At 39.4% G+C, this 19,569-nt stretch carries 15 protein-coding genes; 12 read left to right on the top strand and 3 right to left on the bottom strand.

The window, feature by feature from the left end:
• Nucleotides 1-11 precede the first annotated feature (11 nt).
• The 3 genes from POF52_RS07040 to POF52_RS07030 all read left to right on the top strand — a co-directional run bounded on the left by POF52_RS07040 (nucleotide 12) and on the right by POF52_RS07030 (nucleotide 2,961).
• The gene (locus tag POF52_RS07040) at nucleotides 12-1,361 is read left to right on the top strand and encodes an LLM class flavin-dependent oxidoreductase (RefSeq protein ID WP_271991329.1); all 1,350 of its coding nucleotides are present in this window, start codon (nucleotides 12-14) and stop codon (nucleotides 1,359-1,361) included.
• Nucleotides 1,362-1,694: 333 nt separating this feature from the next.
• A complete protein-coding gene (gene map, locus POF52_RS07035; protein WP_014460782.1) occupies nucleotides 1,695-2,441 on the top strand; it encodes a type I methionyl aminopeptidase in 747 nt (248 codons plus the stop codon).
• A gap of 211 nt (nucleotides 2,442-2,652) precedes the next feature.
• Nucleotides 2,653-2,961, top strand: a complete 309-nt coding sequence (locus POF52_RS07030) for a DUF5634 family protein (RefSeq protein ID WP_013082510.1) — start codon at nucleotides 2,653-2,655, stop codon at nucleotides 2,959-2,961.
• Nucleotides 2,962-3,812: 851 nt separating this feature from the next.
• Here POF52_RS07030 and POF52_RS07025 read toward each other — a convergent pair.
• Nucleotides 3,813-4,286, bottom strand: a complete 474-nt coding sequence (locus tag POF52_RS07025; protein WP_271991328.1) for a YbaK/EbsC family protein — start codon at nucleotides 4,284-4,286, stop codon at nucleotides 3,813-3,815.
• Between the two features lie 315 nt (nucleotides 4,287-4,601).
• On the opposite strand from POF52_RS07025, the gene POF52_RS07020 reads away from it, so the two are divergent.
• The 6 genes from POF52_RS07020 to POF52_RS06995 all read left to right on the top strand — a co-directional run bounded on the left by POF52_RS07020 (nucleotide 4,602) and on the right by POF52_RS06995 (nucleotide 11,502).
• On the top strand, nucleotides 4,602-4,793 hold the full coding sequence (locus POF52_RS07020) for a hypothetical protein (RefSeq protein WP_042451917.1): 192 nt from the start codon (nucleotides 4,602-4,604) through the stop codon (nucleotides 4,791-4,793).
• A 37-nt stretch (nucleotides 4,794-4,830) separates the two neighbouring features.
• Nucleotides 4,831-5,655, top strand: a complete 825-nt coding sequence (locus tag POF52_RS07015; protein WP_128821010.1) for an aldo/keto reductase — start codon at nucleotides 4,831-4,833, stop codon at nucleotides 5,653-5,655.
• 359 nt (nucleotides 5,656-6,014) lie between these two features.
• A complete protein-coding gene (gene hutH / locus POF52_RS07010; protein ID WP_176583810.1) occupies nucleotides 6,015-7,526 on the top strand; it encodes a histidine ammonia-lyase in 1,512 nt (503 codons plus the stop codon).
• A 50-nt stretch (nucleotides 7,527-7,576) separates the two neighbouring features.
• Nucleotides 7,577-9,238, top strand: a complete 1,662-nt coding sequence (gene hutU, locus POF52_RS07005) for a urocanate hydratase (protein WP_271991319.1) — start codon at nucleotides 7,577-7,579, stop codon at nucleotides 9,236-9,238.
• 16 nt (nucleotides 9,239-9,254) lie between these two features.
• Nucleotides 9,255-10,544: an imidazolonepropionase gene (hutI, locus tag POF52_RS07000; protein WP_271991316.1), complete on the top strand. Its 1,290-nt coding sequence runs from the start codon at nucleotides 9,255-9,257 to the stop codon at nucleotides 10,542-10,544.
• Entirely contained in the window at nucleotides 10,519-11,502 is a 984-nt protein-coding gene (locus tag POF52_RS06995; protein ID WP_271991313.1) for an agmatinase family protein, read from the top strand. The genes hutI and POF52_RS06995 overlap by 26 nt, the downstream gene beginning before the upstream one ends.
• Before the next feature lie 154 nt (nucleotides 11,503-11,656).
• Here POF52_RS06995 and POF52_RS06990 read toward each other — a convergent pair whose 3' ends face one another.
• Nucleotides 11,657-12,595 (bottom strand): nucleoside hydrolase, encoded by a 939-nt coding sequence (locus POF52_RS06990; protein WP_271991310.1) that lies wholly within the window; start codon nucleotides 12,593-12,595, stop codon nucleotides 11,657-11,659.
• Between the two features lie 39 nt (nucleotides 12,596-12,634).
• Nucleotides 12,635-13,705, bottom strand: coding sequence for an isocitrate/isopropylmalate dehydrogenase family protein (locus POF52_RS06985; protein WP_271991307.1), 1,071 nt, complete (start codon nucleotides 13,703-13,705; stop codon nucleotides 12,635-12,637).
• A gap of 434 nt (nucleotides 13,706-14,139) precedes the next feature.
• Here POF52_RS06985 and POF52_RS06980 point away from each other — a divergent pair, with 434 nt between their 5' ends.
• The 3 genes from POF52_RS06980 to POF52_RS06970 all read left to right on the top strand — a co-directional run bounded on the left by POF52_RS06980 (nucleotide 14,140) and on the right by POF52_RS06970 (nucleotide 19,460).
• The gene (locus tag POF52_RS06980; protein WP_075420497.1) at nucleotides 14,140-15,561 is read left to right on the top strand and encodes a YfcC family protein; all 1,422 of its coding nucleotides are present in this window, start codon (nucleotides 14,140-14,142) and stop codon (nucleotides 15,559-15,561) included.
• 63 nt (nucleotides 15,562-15,624) lie between these two features.
• Nucleotides 15,625-16,797 carry a beta-aspartyl-peptidase gene (gene iadA / locus POF52_RS06975; protein ID WP_271991302.1) on the top strand — a complete coding sequence of 391 codons (1,173 nt, stop codon included), beginning with the start codon at nucleotides 15,625-15,627 and terminating at the stop codon, nucleotides 16,795-16,797.
• Nucleotides 16,798-16,889: 92 nt separating this feature from the next.
• Entirely contained in the window at nucleotides 16,890-19,460 is a 2,571-nt protein-coding gene (locus tag POF52_RS06970; protein WP_271991299.1) for a cyanophycinase, read from the top strand.
• Nucleotides 19,461-19,569: the final 109 nt, after the last annotated feature.

Below are 19,569 nucleotides of genomic sequence, written 5' to 3'. Positions count from 1 at the left end.
GGGATGGGGAAATGACCAAGAAACGAAAAATGAAACTTGCCGCGTATTTGATTGGCACAGGTATGCATGTAGCTTCATGGCGTCATCCTGATTCAAAGCCTGACGCAAGCATCGATGCTTCTGTGTATCAAAAGCTTGCACAAACCGCTGAAAGAGGAAAATTTGACATCGCCTTTATTGCCGACAGTTTAGCAGTAAATGCAGAGTCGCACCCTCAGATTTTAAATCGATTTGACCCTATTGTAATCATTACAGCAATGGCAGCAGCTACTGAAAAAATTGGCATTGTTGCCACATCTTCAACTACTTACAATGAACCTTATACACTAGCGCGTCAGTTCGCCTCTGTCGATCATGTAAGCGGAGGAAGGGCGGGCTGGAATGTTGTGACGACAGCAGATGCAACAGGTGAAACGGCGTTAAACTTTAACCGTGATACTCATTGGGAACACGATCACCGTTATGAACGTGCAGAAGAATTTATTGATGTTGTTCAAGGGTTATGGGATTCGTGGGAAGATGCTGCCTTTTTATATGATAAAGAAAACGGAGCGTTTTTTGATGCTAAAAAGGTACATGAACTTAACTATAAAGGTAAGTATTTTTCTGTAAAAGGGCCGTTAAATATCGCTCGTTCCGTCCAAGGACAGCCCGTTATCGTTCAGGCCGGTTCTTCTGAGCCGGGACAGCGCTTAGCGGCAAGAACGGCAGAAGTGGTATTTGCTCACCGAGATAACATAGAAGAAGCCAAAAGCTTTTATAAATCCCTTAAATCAAGGCTTTCTGAATACAATAGAACAGAAGCGGATTTACATATTCTTCACGGTATTTCCCCTATTGTAGGAGGAACAGAAGAAGAAGCAGTTCAAAAATATAGCGATTTACAAAAGCTAGTGAATCCATATGAAGGATTAAAGTTCGTTTCTGGGTATATGGGGAACGTGGATTTTACCAAGTATGCCCTAAATACTCCTGCATCAGAGGTGGAATTTCCAGTCGTGAATGGCATTCAAAGTCAGTTTGATGAGATGCTAAGAATTATAGCAAGGGAAAAACTTACGGTAGGAGATCTTTATACGCGATTTTTCGGTGCTGCAAGGAAAGATAACTTTGTAGGAACCCCCATTCAAATTGCGGACGAAATGGAAAGATGGTTTCAGGAAAAAGCAGCGGACGGATTTATGCTGCAGTGTCCTTTGCTTCCATCTGGCTTAGATGATTTTGTAAATCTTGTTGTACCAATCTTACAAGAGAGAGGTTTGTTTCGGTTAGACTATGAAGGAAGCACATTAAGAGACCATTTGGAGCTTAAAAGACCTGGAAATAAGTTTGTTGATGAAGGTGTAAGGCCGATCATGTAGAAAGAAGCCCAATAAAAGTATTTTAGTTAAAGGTGAATCCGAACGATTAATAAATTTTATTAATCGTTCGGATTTTTTGTTGTTGCGGTGTAACAAGCGGTTCAGCTCATGTATCCAATTTATCTGTCTTTAGATTCTTTTGATTTAGGTATGTCTCAACCTCTTTTTTTGTGGATTTAATTGGTTAAGAACCGAAAGTTTAGCATATGATAAATATCTTACTAATCTAATTAATCGTACATTTTAGTTCTTAAAAGGTCTTTTGAAAAATCCTCATAAAAATATGATAAAATCGGATAGGATATATATTTCGAGGAAGGAAAGTGTTTTTTTATGATTATTGGTAACGAACAAGATTTAGAAAGTTTACGCAAAATTGGACGCATTGTTGCACTTGCGCGCGAAGAGATGAAAAAACAAGCAAAAGCAGGCATGACAACAAAAGAGCTTGATATGATCGGTAAAAAAATATTGGATGAACACGGTGCTATTTCTGCACCTGAAAAAGAATATAATTTCCCAGGTGTAACGTGCATTAGTGTAAACGAAGAAGTGGCTCACGGTATTCCGGGAGATCGCGTATTAAAAGATGGCGATTTAGTAAATGTGGATGTATCTGCCGTACTTGATGGCTATTATTCAGATACCGGTATTTCATTTGTTATTGGGCAAGACGAAGAAAAAGAAAAGCTGTGTCAAGCTGCAGTAGATGCATTTTGGGCAGCTATGAAAAAAGTAAAAGCTGGTTCAAAACAAAACCAAATTGGTCGTGCTGTTTCTAACTTTGCACACCAAAACGGATATGCTGTTATTGAAAACTTAACGGGTCACGGTGTGGGCCGCAGCTTGCATGACGCTCCTAACCACATTTTAAACTATTATGATCCAATGGATAAAGCACTTTTGAAAAAAGGTCTTGTTATTGCTGTAGAACCGTTTATCTCTATGAAAGCTGATCATATCATTGAACGCGGAGACGACGGCTGGACGTTTGTTACACCTGATAATAGTCTTGTAGCACAATGTGAACATACGATTGTTGTAACGAACGGTGAACCGATTATTTTAACTGAACTATAATCAAGTTTCTCTATAGATCTCGGTAACAACAAAGCTACTTCACTTAGCAATGTTTTTTCATTGTATTAATAGTGAGGTAGCTTTTTTATTATTGTGTAATGAATGAATTTCATATTGAGTCGCTTTGTTTATACAACGTTTGAAAGATAGTGTAATTGAATATGCTCAGGGGAATGCTAAGTATAAATCAAAATGAAAAGGGGTATGAAATGTGGAATATGTAGGAAGAGAAGCGATTGTAAGTGAACTGACTCATCATATGGATGACATTTTAAACAAATATAACCTTCAAGGCGTTTCTGTATATGAAGAAGAAGGAGAAGGGAATCACTATTATCTGGGCTACACAGTAAAAAAGAATGATTATGTGTTTATGGTTAACAAACCTTATATAAAAGATAAAGACGGGAAACTAGCAGTAGAAAAGCAAGAATGGACTCTTCAAGGTAACGACGGAGAAACAAATGGATATGCTTCACTTGAAGATGCATTTCAACAAATTGATCAAATGATACATTAAATAAATTTGATCAATTTCACTGCGAATGCTTTTCTTTGCCTGCGTGAGGATAAGCAAAAGAGGGACTAATAGCTGGCGAGCTTCTTTCGCTTATAGTATCTAAATTTTCTTTGCTATAAATTCTAAAAATTTATTTTTTTAGGTTTTACTATATAAATACGGGGTACACATATAGTACAGCAGCTATCATGCAAATGGTTGTTGTGAAAGGTTAAATACTTAGCGTATGAAGGGACTGATTAGTTTTGAAAGGCTTAACAGCGACTTCAGCAAATGTATTACCGCAAATTGAAAGCAGATATTCGTATCTGACACAAGGCACTTTGGTTATGAACCGATATACGTAACGAAAGGGCCTGACTAGGCAAACAAAGGAAAGACTGAATCAACTAGAAGAAGCCTGCATCTAAACATGTAGGCTTCTTCTTTTTTACAGATGAAACTAAGGTGATGAATGAGTACATAGCGGGTATGAATTAAAAAGATTCACATTCAATCAATTTTCCGTGCACGTTTTTCTTGAAAAAAGGTCATAAGTTGAAGATACTGTATATAACTATGTAAAAGAATTTTTGAAGACAAAATAGTAAATCTGCTTGAGGTGAAAATGATGAGAAAAGCAAATAAAAGTGAATTTCTGTGGAATACGTTAGACGGCTGGCTTTTTATCCCTAGGAACATTCCTTTACTATTTCTTTTTGTATTTCTCTTAGGGGTTTCTTACCTAGGTTGGGTTAAGCTGTTTCATAAATTCGTTTAGATACACCAACAAGCTGAAACAAAAACTGTTTCAGCTTGTTGGCGTGCTGATTGATTTATTTTATGTATAGCTGTACCGTAATTCACCTAAATTATTCATTCCACCCTTTGCATATATCAACCCACTTTAAGCATTTCGAAAATTCTTCTAGTTCGGGTATTGTTAATTCGATTGCACTATTTCCACTTCCACAGGCAGGGAAAACGGTGACAAAACGTTTCAGAGATTCATCTAGATACACGTGAACACCTTCATTAACGGCAAACGGGCATACTCCGCCTACAGCATGACCAATCAGCGTTTCTACTTCACTTGCTCCAAGCATTTTTGCTTTGGTTCCGAACTCTTCTTTATATTTTCGGTTATCAATTTTCGCATCTCCTGCTGCCACAATCAATAGAACAGTTCCTTCGGCGTTAAAAGAAAGACTTTTTGCGATCCGTTTCGGCTCGCATTTTAAAGCTTGCGCTGCTAGTTCTACAGTAGCACTGGACTCATCCATTTCGATAATTTGATTCTCCATACCGTATTGTTTAAAATATGCTTTTACTTTTTCAATCGCCATTTTTTATATCCATTCCTTTCGTTAACTCTTGAAAATATGTATGATTGCCTTACAGAGAACGTGCAGTTGTTCTTTACAGTGAAAAAATCTTATTATTTTAATATACAGAAATTATACATAACTTTGAAGTTAAAAGCACATATTCGTTTTAATTGAAAAAGTTACGTAGGTAAAGTATTTTTAACTGATTAAAGCAGGATTACGGAACCCTTTGACGAATGTAACTATGTCGGCTGCGAAAACATAGGCATTAGAACGAAAGATAAATGATGAAATTGAAAAGGCGCAAACGTTCTAGTGAAATGAGGAGAAGTAATGCTAAATTTACACACTGTCGTCAGTTTTTTTAGCAGTACATGTATGGCAACGATGAGTATGATTTATTTGTTTTCCCTTGTGCCGCGCGCATGGTCTTTTAAATTTCGATTTGGAGCCATGATTATAGGAATCCCAGTCGGCATTATAATGGGACAGGTTGCTATGCTGATCGGCTGGCACCATCATTAAAACTTTGAACTTTTTAACAAAAAAGGAGACGTGTAAAATGAATATTGTTACATTAAACAACGGTTTAAAAATGCCTCAGCTTGGGTTTGGCGTATGGCAAGTAGAAGATAACCAAGCAGCAGCTGCAGTGTCAAAAGCAATTGAGGTTGGGTATACCTCTATTGACACAGCTATGATTTATAAAAATGAAGAAGGAGTAGGCCAGGCGATTAAAGAATCTTCTGTTCCTCGAGAACAGCTGTTTATTACAACAAAAGTTTGGAACAGCGACCAAGGCTATGAAAATGCATTACGTGCATTTGATGAAAGCTTAGAACGATTAGGACTTGATTATGTCGATTTATATTTAATTCACTGGCCTACGCCTCAATATGATGAGTACGTGGAGACGTATAAAGCATTAGAAAAGCTTTATCACGACGGAAAAGTAAAAGCAATTGGCGTCTGCAACTTTGAAATTGAGCATTTAGAGCGCTTGTTAAACGAATGTGATGTAACACCGGTTTTAAACCAAATTGAGTGCCATCCGTATCTTGCTCAAAACGAATTAAAAGAGTTTTGTGCCAAACATAATATTTTTGTGGAAGCATGGAGTCCTCTTGATCAAGGCGGAGAAGTGTTACAAGACGAGGTTATTCAAAAAATTGCTGAAGTACATAGCAAAACTCCGGCTCAAGTTGTATTGCGCTGGCACTTACAGAACAACACAATTGTCATCCCTAAATCAGTTACACCGTCTAGAATAGAAGAAAACTTTAACGTGTTTGATTTTGAACTAACTGCCGATGATATGGCAGAGATTAATGGGTTAAACAGCAACCGCCGCAAGGGTCCGCACCCAAGTGACATGAACGTCCGATAACGTTTAAAAAATAAAATTATGCAGCCGTGAATCATCGCTGTTATAAGAAAAAACCATTTTATTTCAGATTATTTAAATTTTTCTTAAATAATAATTGACAAATGATTAATTTAGCGTAATACTTAGTGTAGATACTCTAGTTGCTTTAAGATGTACAGCTTAAAGTGTATAGTGATTTAGTCATTTAGCGATTGTTTGTATGTATAAGTTGAAATGCCGATTATTAATAAAAGCCCATAGTGTAAGTAGGTTAGTTTATAGGGGGCTATATCAAAAGGAGCTTGTTTCCTCTTTGATATAGCCCCTTTTTGTGTTCAAAAAGAAAAGGTAGTCTACAGTTTAACAAGGGAGCGGGTATGATGTTTATTCAAATTGATGGAAATTCACTGACGTTCGACCAAATTTACAAAGTTATTTACCAAGGATACTCCGTGAAAATTAGCGATCACGCAGTTGAACATATACAAAAAAGCAGAACGTTAGTTGAAGAGAGCATTACGAACAACAACGTCATTTACGGAGTCAACACGGGATTTGGAAAGTTTAGCGATACGGTTATTTCAAAAACAGACTTAGCTGATCTGCAGATTAACTTGATTCGCAGTCATGCCTGCGGACTAGGAGAGCCATTCTCGTTAGAGATAAGCAGAGTGATGCTGCTTTTACGAGCGAACGCATTAGCTAAAGGGTATTCAGGCATACGACTGGAAACCTTGCAGCTGCTTATCGATTGCTTAAACCAAAATGTAGTGCCGGTTATCCCAAGTCAAGGTTCACTTGGAGCTAGCGGTGACTTAGCTCCATTATCACATCTAGCGCTGCTGTTAGTTGGAGAAGGAGAAGCTGTATATAATGGTCAGCGAATGCAAGGAGAAGAAGCTTTAAAGCTAGCGGGGCTTGAGCCTATCCAATTACAAGCAAAAGAAGGGCTAGCTTTAATCAACGGCACTCAGGCAATGACAGCTGTAGGAGTAGTTTCGTACCTTGAAGCTCAAAAGCTAGCTGATCTTGCTGACGGGGTTGCAGCACTGACGTTAGAAGGCCTGCAAGGCATTTTAGATGCATTCATGCCCGAGTCTCATGCAGTAAGACCTTATCCGGAACAACAGCAGGTAGCTGCTCGAATTCTTTCGTATTTAGAAGGCAGTCAATTAACTACTTCTCAAGGTCAAATAAGAGTGCAAGATGCTTATTCATTGCGCTGCATTCCTCAAGTTCATGGTGCTATTTATCAAGTTTTAAATTATGTAAAAGAAAAGCTGTTAATTGAAATTAATTCAGCAACCGATAACCCGCTCATCTTTGCCGACAGCGGCAAAGTAATTTCTGGAGGGAACTTTCACGGGCAGCCCATTGCGTTTGCTATGGATTTTCTAGGAATTGCAGTGGCAGAGCTTGGGAATATTTCTGAACGGCGCATTGAACGAATAGTAAACCCTCAGCTTAGCGGGCTTCCCGCATTTTTAAGTGCAGATCCTGGTTTAGAGTCTGGGCTTATGATTACTCAATACGCTGCTGCTTCATTAGTTTCCGAAAATAAAGTATTGGCGCATCCATCAAGTGTCGATTCTATCCCATCTTCAGCGAATCAAGAAGATCATGTCAGCATGGGAACGACTGCTGCACGTCATGCTTATCAAATTATCCAAAATACACGAAGAGTGCTATCGATTGAAGCAATTTGTGCGGCTCAAGCAGCCGATATTCAAGGAGTGGATAAACTGGCTTCGGAAACAAGAAAAATTTATTCCAGAATTAGAAAAACCGTACCAACCATTACTAAAGATCGAATTTTCTCACGTGATATTGAAGCGTTAGCAGCTGATTTCAAAACCTTTGTGCAAGATACTAATTATGAACTAGCGCTGTAATAAAAATGTTCGTTTAACAGTTTTTCATTTTTATAGAGGAGGAAAACAAAATGGAGACAAAACAAAGTGGAATGAAAGCACCTCGTGGGACGGAACTAACGACAAAAGGCTGGGTACAAGAAGCTGCTCTTCGCATGCTTCTAAACAATTTAGATTCTGAAGTAGCGGAGCATCCGGAAAAGTTAGTCGTATACGGAGGAATCGGAAAAGCAGCCCGTAACTGGGAGGCGTTCGATCGTATTGTCGCAGCGTTAAAAGAGTTAGAAGAAGATGAAACGCTTCTCATACAGTCCGGTAAGCCTGTTGCGGTTTTTAAAACCCACAGTGATGCACCGCGTGTTTTATTAGCGAATTCGAATCTTGTTCCTGCTTTTGCAAATTGGGAGACGTTCCATGAGCTTGATAAAAAAGGGTTAATGATGTACGGACAAATGACTGCAGGAAGCTGGATTTATATCGGAAGCCAAGGCATTGTTCAAGGAACGTATGAAACATTTGCTGAGTGTGCCAACCAGCATTTTAACGGAACTTTGAAAGGAACGATTACGGTAACAGCTGGATTAGGAGGAATGGGAGGTGCACAGCCACTAGCCGTTACGATGGCAGGCGGCGTTGTAATTGGAATTGATGTCGATCGCACGCGTATTGAAAAACGTATCGAAACAAAATATTGCGATACGGTAGTCGAAAGTGTAGCTGATGCAATCACGTTAGCTGAAGATGCAAAAAGATTGGGCAAAGCGCTTTCCATTGGATTAGTTGGAAATGCAGCCGAGATTCTTCCTGAAATGATAGAGCGAGGATTTATCCCAGATATTGTGACGGATCAAACATCGGCACATGATCCGCTTAACGGATATTTGCCGATTGGAGTCAGCTTAGCAGAAGGAGAAAGATTGCGGAATACAAATCCAAATGAATATATAAAACAATCAAAAGCAAGTATGGCTATCCACGTGCAAGCCATGTTAGAGATGCAGAGAAAAGGCGCGGTTGCTTTTGACTATGGCAATAATATTCGCCAAGTGGCGCTTGATGAAGGCATCACGAATGCATTTGATTTCCCGGGATTTGTCCCAGCATATATCCGTCCGCAGTTCTGTGAAGGAAAAGGACCGTTTCGATGGGTCGCTTTGTCAGGAAACCCAGAGGATATTTATAAAACAGATGAAGTCGTTTTACGTGAGTTTTCGGATAATACGCATCTTTGCAACTGGATTAAAATGGCGAGAGAAAAAATTGAGTTTCAAGGATTGCCGGCTCGTATTTGCTGGCTAGGCTACGGAGAAAGAGCGCGCTTTGGAAAAATTATTAATGATATGGTAGCAAACGGAGAACTGTCAGCGCCTATCGTTATTGGCAGAGATCATCTAGATGCCGGTTCTGTGGCGTCGCCAAACCGTGAAACTGAAGCGATGAAAGACGGCAGTGATGCAGTAGCAGACTGGCCGATTTTGAATGCATTAGTAAATACGGCAGCAGGCGCAAGCTGGGTATCTGTTCACCACGGAGGAGGAGTAGGCATGGGGTATTCTCTTCACGCTGGGATGGTTGTAGTAGCAGACGGGACGGAAGAAGCAGCCAAACGTCTAGAACGTGTTTTAACAACAGACCCAGGCATGGGTGTAGTTCGTCATGTAGACGCCGGCTATGATAAGGCCATTCAAACTGCAAAAGAAAAAGGAATACAAATTCCGGCGTTAAATGAATAAAAAAGGAGGGATACGTATGACTATTACGTATATCAAATGCGCTGCACAAGTCATTACGGTTAAAGGAGGAAGTCAGCCTAGACGATCGGAGGAAATGTCAGAGCTAGGAATCATTGAAAATGGCAGCGTACTCGTGAAAAATGGAAGAATTGTATTTGTTGGGCCTGACGTCAAAGCGCAGGAATACCTTGAGCATATTCATGAACCTATTAATATAATTGATGCCGAAGGAAAAATCGTAACGCCTGGGTTGATTGATCCACACACTCACCTTGTGTTTGGCGGCAGTCGTGAAAAAGAATTAGAAATGCGCTTAAACGGGGCAAAGTATATTGATATTTTAAAAGCGGGAGGAGGAATTTTACAAACAACCGTTAGTACACGACAAGCAACAGAAGAGGAGCTAATCAAGCAATCTACAAAACGTTTAAATAAATTTCTGCAGTACGGAGTTACAACTGTCGAAGCCAAAAGCGGGTACGGTTTAAATCTCAAAGATGAAATCAAACAATTAAAAGTAGCGAAGAAACTGAATGAACAGCATCCGGTAGATGTTGTTTCAACCTTTATGGGAGCTCATGCGGTGCCAGTTGAGTACAAAGGAAATGAAGATGAGTTTGTTCGTTACGTTATCGAAGAAATGATACCAATCGTTGCAAAAGAAGAGCTAGCGGAGTTTTGTGATGTATTTTGTGAAGAAGGCGTGTTTACAGTTGAACAGTCAGATCGTATTTTACAAGCTGGAAAAGCATACGGACTAAAACCTAAAATCCACGCCGACGAAATTGTGTCTTTTGGCGGGGCAGAACTAGCGGCTAAAGTGGGAGCTGTGTCAGCGGATCATTTGTTAAAAGCATCGGATCAAGGAATTAAGCAAATGGCTGAAAGCGGAGTTATAGCCGTCCTATTGCCGGGTACTGCATTCTTTTTAATGGAAGAGCCGGCGCGTGCTAGAAAAATGATCGAAGCAGGAGTGCCGGTTGCGTTATCAACAGATAGAAACCCAGGGTCTTCTCCTACGGAATCACTTTCGTTTATTATGAATTTAGCTTGTTTAACGATGAAGATGACGCCAGCAGAAGTTTTAACGGCCTGTACAATTAATGCAGCTCATGCCATTTGCAAAGGCGATCAAATTGGAAGTATTGAAGTAGGGAAAAGAGCCGATTTGGTGCTATTTGACGCTCCAAATTATCAAACGCTGCAGTATAACTATGCGGTAAATCTTGTAGACACGGTATTAAAAGATGGAAAAGTAGTGGTTGAAGGCGGTGTTTTGCATGAACTATCCGTACCCACAGCTTGATCGTCCGCCTTTTTGCTGGCAGCGTCAAAGTACTTCTGACCCCAAAGTAAGTGATTGGATTCAGACAGTTAAAGATGGGAGCAACGTCGACTTTACATCGATAGATATTACGGTCTTAGGCGTGCCTCTTTCAAGATCTTCCATTAGCGCTTCTGGAGCCAGTGAGACGCCAATGGCCATGAGGAAGCTCTGGAAATCCTTTAACCCGTATCATATTGAGTATGATACGGATTTGACTTCCTTGTCAGTGTTGGATTTAGGAGACGTCAAGCAGCACGTCACGGATATAGGGAAGTCTCATCAGTATATAAAAGAAGCGATGATGTCTATGCGGAAATGCCATCCGCATGCGCTTCCTATTATGCTTGGAGGAGATCATTCTATTACAGCTATGTTAGTAAAAGGGTGGAAAGAGTCATATCCCGAACAGAAAATAGGGATTTTACAGTTTGATACGCACTTTGACTTACGCAGCTTAGAAGATAACGGTCCTTCTAATGGAACCCCTATACGTAATTTAATCGAAAGCAACACGATTGATGCAGCTCATGTATGGAATATCGGACTTCACGGGTTTTATAATTCAAAATCGTTAAAGGAATATGCAGATAGCAAAGGCGTCCATTATGTAACGTTACTGCAAGCAAGAAAAGCAGGAATAACTCATACGGTGAAAGAAGCATTAAAACAGCTGAGCAAAGAGGTAGACATGATCTATTTAACCGTTGATATGGACGTGTTAGATATCGCTTACGCACCGGGAGTGCCAGCAGGAACGACAGGCGGAATGAGGACAGATGAGTTGTTTGAAGCAGTATACACCGCCGGGAGTCATCCGCTTGTTCAAGCAATGGACATTGTATGTCTAGATCCGCTGCGTGATGTAGGAGAAATTACCGTGAAAGCAGGCGTACACGTGTTTTTGAATTTTTTAACGGGCGTTGCAAACAGAAAGTAAGGAAGTGTTACTGTTGCTTCAATCATTACTGTAATGCTCAATCAAAAAGCGAAAAAAACAGCTAGATAGTATGAATAAAAGTAAGTCAGCACCACCGAGTTGCGAACTCGACGTTCTGGTGCTGACTTTATAAAACCTATCTTCTAGATGAACATTACGAAGCCGAATATGTGTTAAGAGCCTCAATCATTAAATCCCAAAAACCATCTGCATCAAGGGTTAAACCAAACTTCGCATTTGCTGTCCTTCCTGTAACTCCAAGCAAATCAACTGAAGTCGTTCCAGCCGTGTATTCTCCGCGTGTTTCTACTACAATATTAACTTCTTTGAGCGTAAATAGTTCGGGAGCTATGCAATAAGCAACGGTTAATACATCGTGAACAGGCGGACCATCAAAGCCAAACGTTTCTTTATAGGCAGATTTAAAAAACGCTAATAATTCACCCACCTTTTTTGCTACGTTATTATCAATGTTCATCACTTGGTTAATAACATTATCTGTTGCAACGGCTTGATGCGTAATATCTAACCCCATTACTACGAGTGGAATACCGCTATCAAACACTTTTTTAGCCGCTTCTGGATCTGCCCAAATGTTAAACTCAGCCGTTGGCGTCCAGTTCCCGAAGGTTCCGCCGCCCATAAGGATAATCTCTTCAATGTTTTCTTTAATTTCTGGAGCTTTTATTAAAGCTAAAGCAATGTTCGTTAAAGGACCGGTAGGCAAAAGCGTAACGGGATCTTCTGACTCTTTGACCATTCGTATAATAGTATCTACTCCGTGTTCTTCGCTCCAGCTGCGAGAGAGAGCCGGGAACTCAGGGCCGTCTAATCCTGAATCCCCGTGTATACTAGGCGCGTTTTCACGTCTGCGCATCATTGGTTCGCTTGCTCCTTTTGAAACAATCACGTTATGTAACGATACTAAATCACACACTTTCAAAGCATTCAACGTCGTTTTTTCAATTTCTGCGTTTCCTGAAACAGTTGTAATCGCTAAAATATCTAATTCCGGTCGTGCGGCAGCCAAAATAATAGCAATAGCATCATCATGACCTGGATCACAGTCCATAATAATCTTTCTTTTTTTCATTATGATCACCTCTATAGAATGGATAAATTCCTGTTAATTTTACATGGATTTTATTTTTTCTAAAATGGCTTCTGTAAACTCCGACGTAGAGGCATGTCCGCCTAAATCTTTCGTTTTCACTTCAGCTTGGAGCATTTGATAAAGTGCGTGTTCTACTGTAGCAGCCACTTCTGTAAGTTTGTGATCCGCATGTTTTTCAGCCAACCATTTCAGTAGCATGGCTGCTGAAGAAATAATACCGGTTGGGTTTGCTATGTTCAAACCTGCGATATCTGGCGCAGAACCATGAGCTGCTTGTGCCATAGCGATATGTTCATTTGCATTAAGAGAAGGGGCTAAGCCTAAGCTTCCTACAAGCTCGCCGGCTAAATCTGAAAGAATATCACCGTACATGTTTTCTGTCACAATGACATCAAAATCGGCTGCACGACGTACGAGATGAGCAGCCATGGCATCGATATGGTAGTCGTCCACTTTTACTTCAGGATATTGCTCAGCTACTTCTCGACAAACGTTTAGAAATAGTCCGGTACTTAATCGTAAAACATTTGCTTTATGTACGATTGTTACTTTTTTACGACGCTGCATAGCCAATGCAAAAGCTTCACGCGCAATTCTTTCTACGGCTTTTCGCGTAAATACGCCCGATGTCACCACAACGTCTTTTGTAATCTGCCATTCGCCGTGTCCAGAAAACATATTTCGGTCAGCATAGAATCCTTCCGTATTTTCCCGGACGATCACTAAATCAGCTTCTTTCACGACGCTTTTAATACCTGGCATTGTTTTAGCAGGGCGAATATTTGCGTAAAGGTCTAAACTGTGACGAAGCTCTCCGCTAGGATTACGCTTTTCTTTGTGTTCAAGAGGGTAAGCCGCAGAATCATGCGGGCCAAGTATCCATCCATGCGTATGTTTTAAAGCATCTATCGTTACTTCTGGAAGAGGATCGTTATATTGTTTAATTCCTTCCCATCCCATCGGCAGATAAATCCATTCCATTTTTGCTCCTGCTTTGCAAGAAGCAGTTTTAACTACCTTAACTGCGGCATCGACAATCTCCGGCCCGATGCCATCACCGGCCAATACCCCGATACGATAAACAGTCATTGTTTTGAACACCCTTTCATTATGCGCAATGTTTTTATAAATAGATTGAAGGTTTATAGTATTAATCTACTTAAAGAAAAGACAATAATAAAATAGTATTTTTTTATGTTTATAGATTAAATTCTTTTATCTTTCTTTTTGATGCTTTTTTAAAAAAGAACTAGGTAATGCTTCGTGCTCCAGATTTTCTATCAAACAGCTTCTTAATTGGCGCTGTTAATTTTTTTAAAACACCCAATTAACGCCTAAAATACGATTTAATTATATCATAATTCAGAAAATTAGACGGTTCTACGTTGGCACGAAAATTGCTTGTACTGTATATGAGGAATACAAAAGAAAGGAGCAATATGTAGTCGCAGATAAGGAAGCTGCTTTTAAAGAAAGAGATGTTTGTCTAAAGCTATTATTTCACAATGAAGGGGAGAAGAAGAATGAGTGAACCACAAAAGGAAATGAGTTCATTAAATCAGGTACGGAAAAAAGAGAGGAAAATAAACGTTTTTGCTTTATTGTTAGGCTTTCTTGTGATTGCTACCATTTTAACGTATATCTTGCCAGCTGGAGAATATGCGCGTGTAGAAGTAGACGGGAGAACAACGGTAGATCCTCAATCGTTTAAATGGATTGATTCTACACCTGTTGGATTCTTTGATATGGTCAAAGCAATACATACAGGAATGGTAGAAGGAGCCGACATTATCTTTTTTGTATTAATTATCGGCGGTTTTTTTGGTGTACTAAGCGCTACGGGGACAGTAGATGTATTGATTACAACGATGGCTAAAAAACTTGCTACCCGAGAAAAATTATTAATTCCTGTTATGATGTTATTTTTTGCAGTAGGCGGTTCTTTAATGGGGATGGCGGAAGAAACGCTAGCCTATATTCCTCTTTTAATTCCCTTGGCACTTGCTCTTGGATTCGATGCATTAACAGGGACTGCTATTGTGTTAATTGGAGCATCGGCTGGTTTTACTACGGCAGTTATGAATCCATTTACAGTTGGTGTTGCGCAAGGAGTAGCAGAGCTTCCTATGTTTTCTGGAATGGGCTTTCGGCTCATCTTGTTTGTAGTTGTTTACGCTGTTTCAGTTTGGTTTGTCTACCGATATGCGATGAAAGTGAAAAAAAGTCCTTCTATTGGGACGTACGGAAAATACAGCATAACCAGCGCAAATAAACTTTTAAACTCGGATGCCAAGTTAACTAGAAAGCATAAATGGATTATGGCAGCATTTCTTGTTAACTACGTAATTCTTGCTTTTGGCGTTATTAAGTATAAGTGGTACATTACTGAAATTGCCTCTTTATTTGTCATTTTGACTGTTGTGATTGGGATTATTGGAAGGCTCTCTGTTGAAAATACAGTTAAGTCATTTACAAACGGGGCAGCAGCACTAGTTGGAGGAGCGCTTGTTATCGGAGTTTCTCGTGCTGTTCTTGTTGTTTTAAATGAAGGACATATTGTAGACCCTATGCTTCATCAAGTATCTGGAGCTATTCAGCATATTCCGGGATATTTAAGCGTCATCGGAATCTATAACTTCCAAGCGCTGATTCATCTTATTTTAGCATCTGGAACAGGTCATGCGATGCTGACGATGCCAATCATGACGCCTCTTGCAGATTTACTTGATATTACAAGGCAAACAGCAGTATTATCTTTTTCTTTTGCAGATGGCATTGGAAATATTATCTTCCCGACAGCTGGAACATTAATGGCTGGTTTAGCGATTGCGGGAATTTCATGGACAAAATGGGCCAAATGGGTGTTGCCGTTAGTCCTTATTCAATATGTCATTGGTTTAATTGCCGTTGTGATTGCTTATTTTATCAATTACGGACCATTTTAAGCATTAAAATTATATAGAAAAATGTTATTCGTAAGTTGAGCTTACTAGTAGGAGGAATAGAAGTTGTTAACCTTAATCAAAAACGCAGAAGTATATGCACCAGAGTATTTAGGAAAAAAAGACGTATTGCTTGCAGACAGCAAAATCATCCTTATAGAGGATTGTATTGATCATGTAAATACGTCCATTCCTATTCATGTTGTAGACGCTGCTCATGATATTATAGCTCCAGGCTTTATTGACTCACATGTTCATATTATTGGCGGAGGAGGAGAAGGCGGATATAAAACACGCACGCCTGAACTAATGTTAACCGATGCAACGACTGCCGGTGTTACAACTATTGTAGGTGTACTTGGAACAGACGGTACAACAAGAAGAATGGAAAGTCTTCTTGCTAAAGCAAGAGGATTAGAAGAAGAAGGAATTAGCTGCTTTATTCACACAGGTTCTTATCAAATACCAGTAAAAACGTTAACTACCGGCATCGAAGAAGATCTTATTTTAATTGATAAAATTATCGGAGTAGGTGAAATTGCCATTTCTGACCACCGTTCCTCTGAACCGACATTTGAAGAACTGGTAAAGGCGGCTTCTGCTGCCCGCAATGGAGGGATTTTATCAGGGAAAGCCGGAATATTAGAAGTTCATGTAGGGGATGGAAAACGGAAATTATCTTTATTAAATCAAATCGCAGATGAAACAGATCTGCCAATTCGTCAGTTTCATCCTACACATATTAATCGAAATGAAGAACTGTTTGAAGAAGGAATTCAATTTGCAAAACGAGGTGGCTATGTAGATTTTACAACTAGCACCATTCCATATTTTTTAGAAGAAGGCGAAGTTAAGTGCAGCAAAGGGTTACGTATCATGCTTGAAGAAGAAGTTCCAATCTCGAGCATTACGTTCTCATCCGATGGACAAGCGAGCCTGCCGTTTTTTGATGATAACGGGGACTATAAAGGGCTTCAAGTTGGAAAAGTGTCTTCTTTATTTCAAGAAGTACGAGATGCAGTATTAGAAGAATCAGTGCCGTTAGAAACAGCTCTTCAAGTCATTACTTCTAATCCTGCCAAAGTATTAAAACTGTCCAATAAAGGGCATATTCAACCTGGAAAAGATGCAGATTTAGTCCTTTTAGACAAAGAGACACTAACAATTAAAACAGTTTTTGCTCAAGGTAAAGTAATGGTAAAAGACGGTGTCCCTGTTGTGAAAGGAACGTTTGAATAACAGGTTTTAGACATCATTTAACAAAAGTATCGAGGAAGGATACGAGCTAGTCAGAGAAAGGCATTAAAATTTGCGTGGAAAGGATCTTTCAAATGAAAAAGAAACTTGTTTCATGTCTTATCAGCTTTACATTACTTTCTTCTTTGAGTACACCGCTGCTTGCAAAAGCACAAGAAAATACTGAAGACATTAAAGGCAGCCTTGTTATTGCAGGCGGAGGTGTAGGGACATCTAATTACGATGTATATGAAAAATTTCTCTCCCTTGCTGGAGGAAAAGAAAAAGCAAAAGTAGGAATTATTCCAGCTGCTAGCACAATGCTGCAGTCTTCTAAAAAGTTTAAGGAAGACCTTGTAAAATACGGAGCAAACTCAGATTCTATTAAAATTCTTCCCGTTTCAAATCACGATTTTTCTGATACACAAAAGGATGAATCAACATGGAAAAATAAGGTAAATAATAAGGAGTTATCCCGTACGATTAAAGGACTAACGGCAGTTTGGTTTGTTGGAGGAGATCAAACCAAAATTGTGGATTCTCTTCGTCAAAATAATGGAAGTGATTCTGAAGCGTTAAAAGCTATTTGGGATATATACCGTAAAGGTGCAGTAATCGGAGGTACAAGTGCAGGAGCTGCAATTATGAGTGACGTCATGATTACGGGGGGAGACAGTCTAGGAGCTTTAAAAGAAAGTATAGGAAACAAGGCAAATAAGCATGTAAATGAAGGGGAAGATGGTAAAAAAGAGTACGAGCCTTTATCAGTTCAAAAGGGGCTGGGTTTTTTCCAACACGGCATAATCGATCAGCATATGGATGAACGAGCACGACTTGGGCGACTTGCAGTAGCTGCATATACTTCTGAACGTGAGAAAGAAAAAAACTTTGCATACGGTGTGGACGAAGATACAGCTATGGTTGTTAATAATAAAGATCAAAAAATTGAAGTTGTTGGACGAAGCGGAGTAGCTGTCTTGGATATGAGCGAAACTAAGCTAAAATCAGCTTCAAGCTATACATCTAAGCAAAAAGCGCGTTCAGGCTTAGCGAACATAAAAGTTAGTTACTTATCTCCTGGAGATCAAATTGACTATCATTTAAAATCATTTGAATTTCCAAAAGATAAAGTAGAAACGAAGGGATTTGAATATAATTCCTTTAACGCGCTGCCTGCTACGGGTGTTTTTACACCCTATGGAAGATTAAAGGCTTATTTATCATATTCTTTTGTTGACAATAAATCGATGAAATCTGCTAGCAGCTATGTTTATGACAGTAGAGGGTCTGGTTACGAAATTGCTTTTCAAAAGGATAATGACACAAACGGCTACTGGAGATATACTGACGGACAAAAAGATGACTATTCCATTGTAAATGTAAGAATGGATATTACGCCCAAAACCGTCAAATTCCAATCGGATAGAAAAACTAGTTTAACGTATAAAAAACCTACTTTTTCTTCATCTGAAAGTCCTGCATACGATTCGATCAAAGGTAATCTTTTAATTGCAGGCGGAGCGCTTGGCAGCAGCAATTCAAGCGTGTATAACAAGTTTATTGATCTTGCAGGAGGAAAACAAGCCAAAATAGGAATTGTGCCTGCAGCGAGTACTAAGTTCGACTCTTCTAATCAGTTTAAAAGTGATTTAATTAATTACGGAGTGAAAGCAGAAAATATAGAGATTTTACCTATTTCAAACCATGACTTTAAAGGAACTTCTGAAAATGAGTCGACTTGGAAAACAAATATGAACAGTGATAAACTAGCGCAAAAAGTTAAAGGGCTAACGGGCATTTGGTTTGTAGGGGGAGATCAAACCTTGATTACGGGCTCCTTGCGTAATGAAAATGGTTCGGACTCAAAAGTTTTACAAGCTATATGGCATACGTATAAAAACGGGGCAGTACTTGGCGGTACGAGCGCCGGCGCGGCAATTATGAGTAATACTATGCTCGCAGGCGGAGATAGCTACGGAGCGCTTTCATACGGATTTACAAACACATATGATGATATGAATCAGCAAGAAGGCGGGCCTGCTTATTTGGAAAAAGGTCTTGGCTTTTTCCAATACGGTCTTGTAGATCAGCATTTTGACAACAAAGCAAGACTCGGACGTCTTATTGCAACAGCATATGAAAAAGGAAATAAAAATCAGCTTTCATACGGAATTGATGAAGATACTGCTATGGTGGTAAATAATAAAGAAAAACAAATAGAAGTTGTGGGAAGAGGCGGTATTACGCTAGTTGACTTAGCGAAGGTACAGGCAAATGACAAATTTCCGAGTGATTACAAAAATATTCTTATCTCTTGTATCACTCCAGGCGACAAAGTAAATCTCACAACAAAAGAAATCGTCATAAACCCAGCTAAAACATCTACTAGAAAAAATGAATACTACAGTGAAAAAGTTGGATCAAATATAGGTCTTTTCTCTCCGCACGGTGTACTAAGAAAGTTTTTAGCTTACGATCTTGTTGATAACGCTCAGAGTAAAGAAATAAAGAGCTATGCGTTTAACCAAAACAAAGGTTTTGAGCTTACCTTCCGAAAAAGTGCTGAAAGCAATGGTTATTGGGCTTATACAGACGGTCAAAAAGACGATTATTCCATTGTAAAGGTAGCCTTAGATATCAAACCAATAGATGTAGATATTAGATAAAAAGAAAGTAATTCAATGCATCTAGCACTTTAGCATATTGTGCCTCCACCTATTAAAGCGGAGGCACTTTTTTCTACTTGTTTTTATTTACAATAGGGACAAACGTCCG

Origin of the sequence: Priestia sp. AB (assembly GCF_028369225.1) — a bacterium.
In the GTDB taxonomy this organism is placed as follows: domain Bacteria; phylum Bacillota; class Bacilli; order Bacillales; family Bacillaceae_H; genus Priestia; species Priestia megaterium.
Note: the sequence above shows the minus strand (reverse complement) of the source record. Positions and strands in the feature narration are given on the sequence as shown.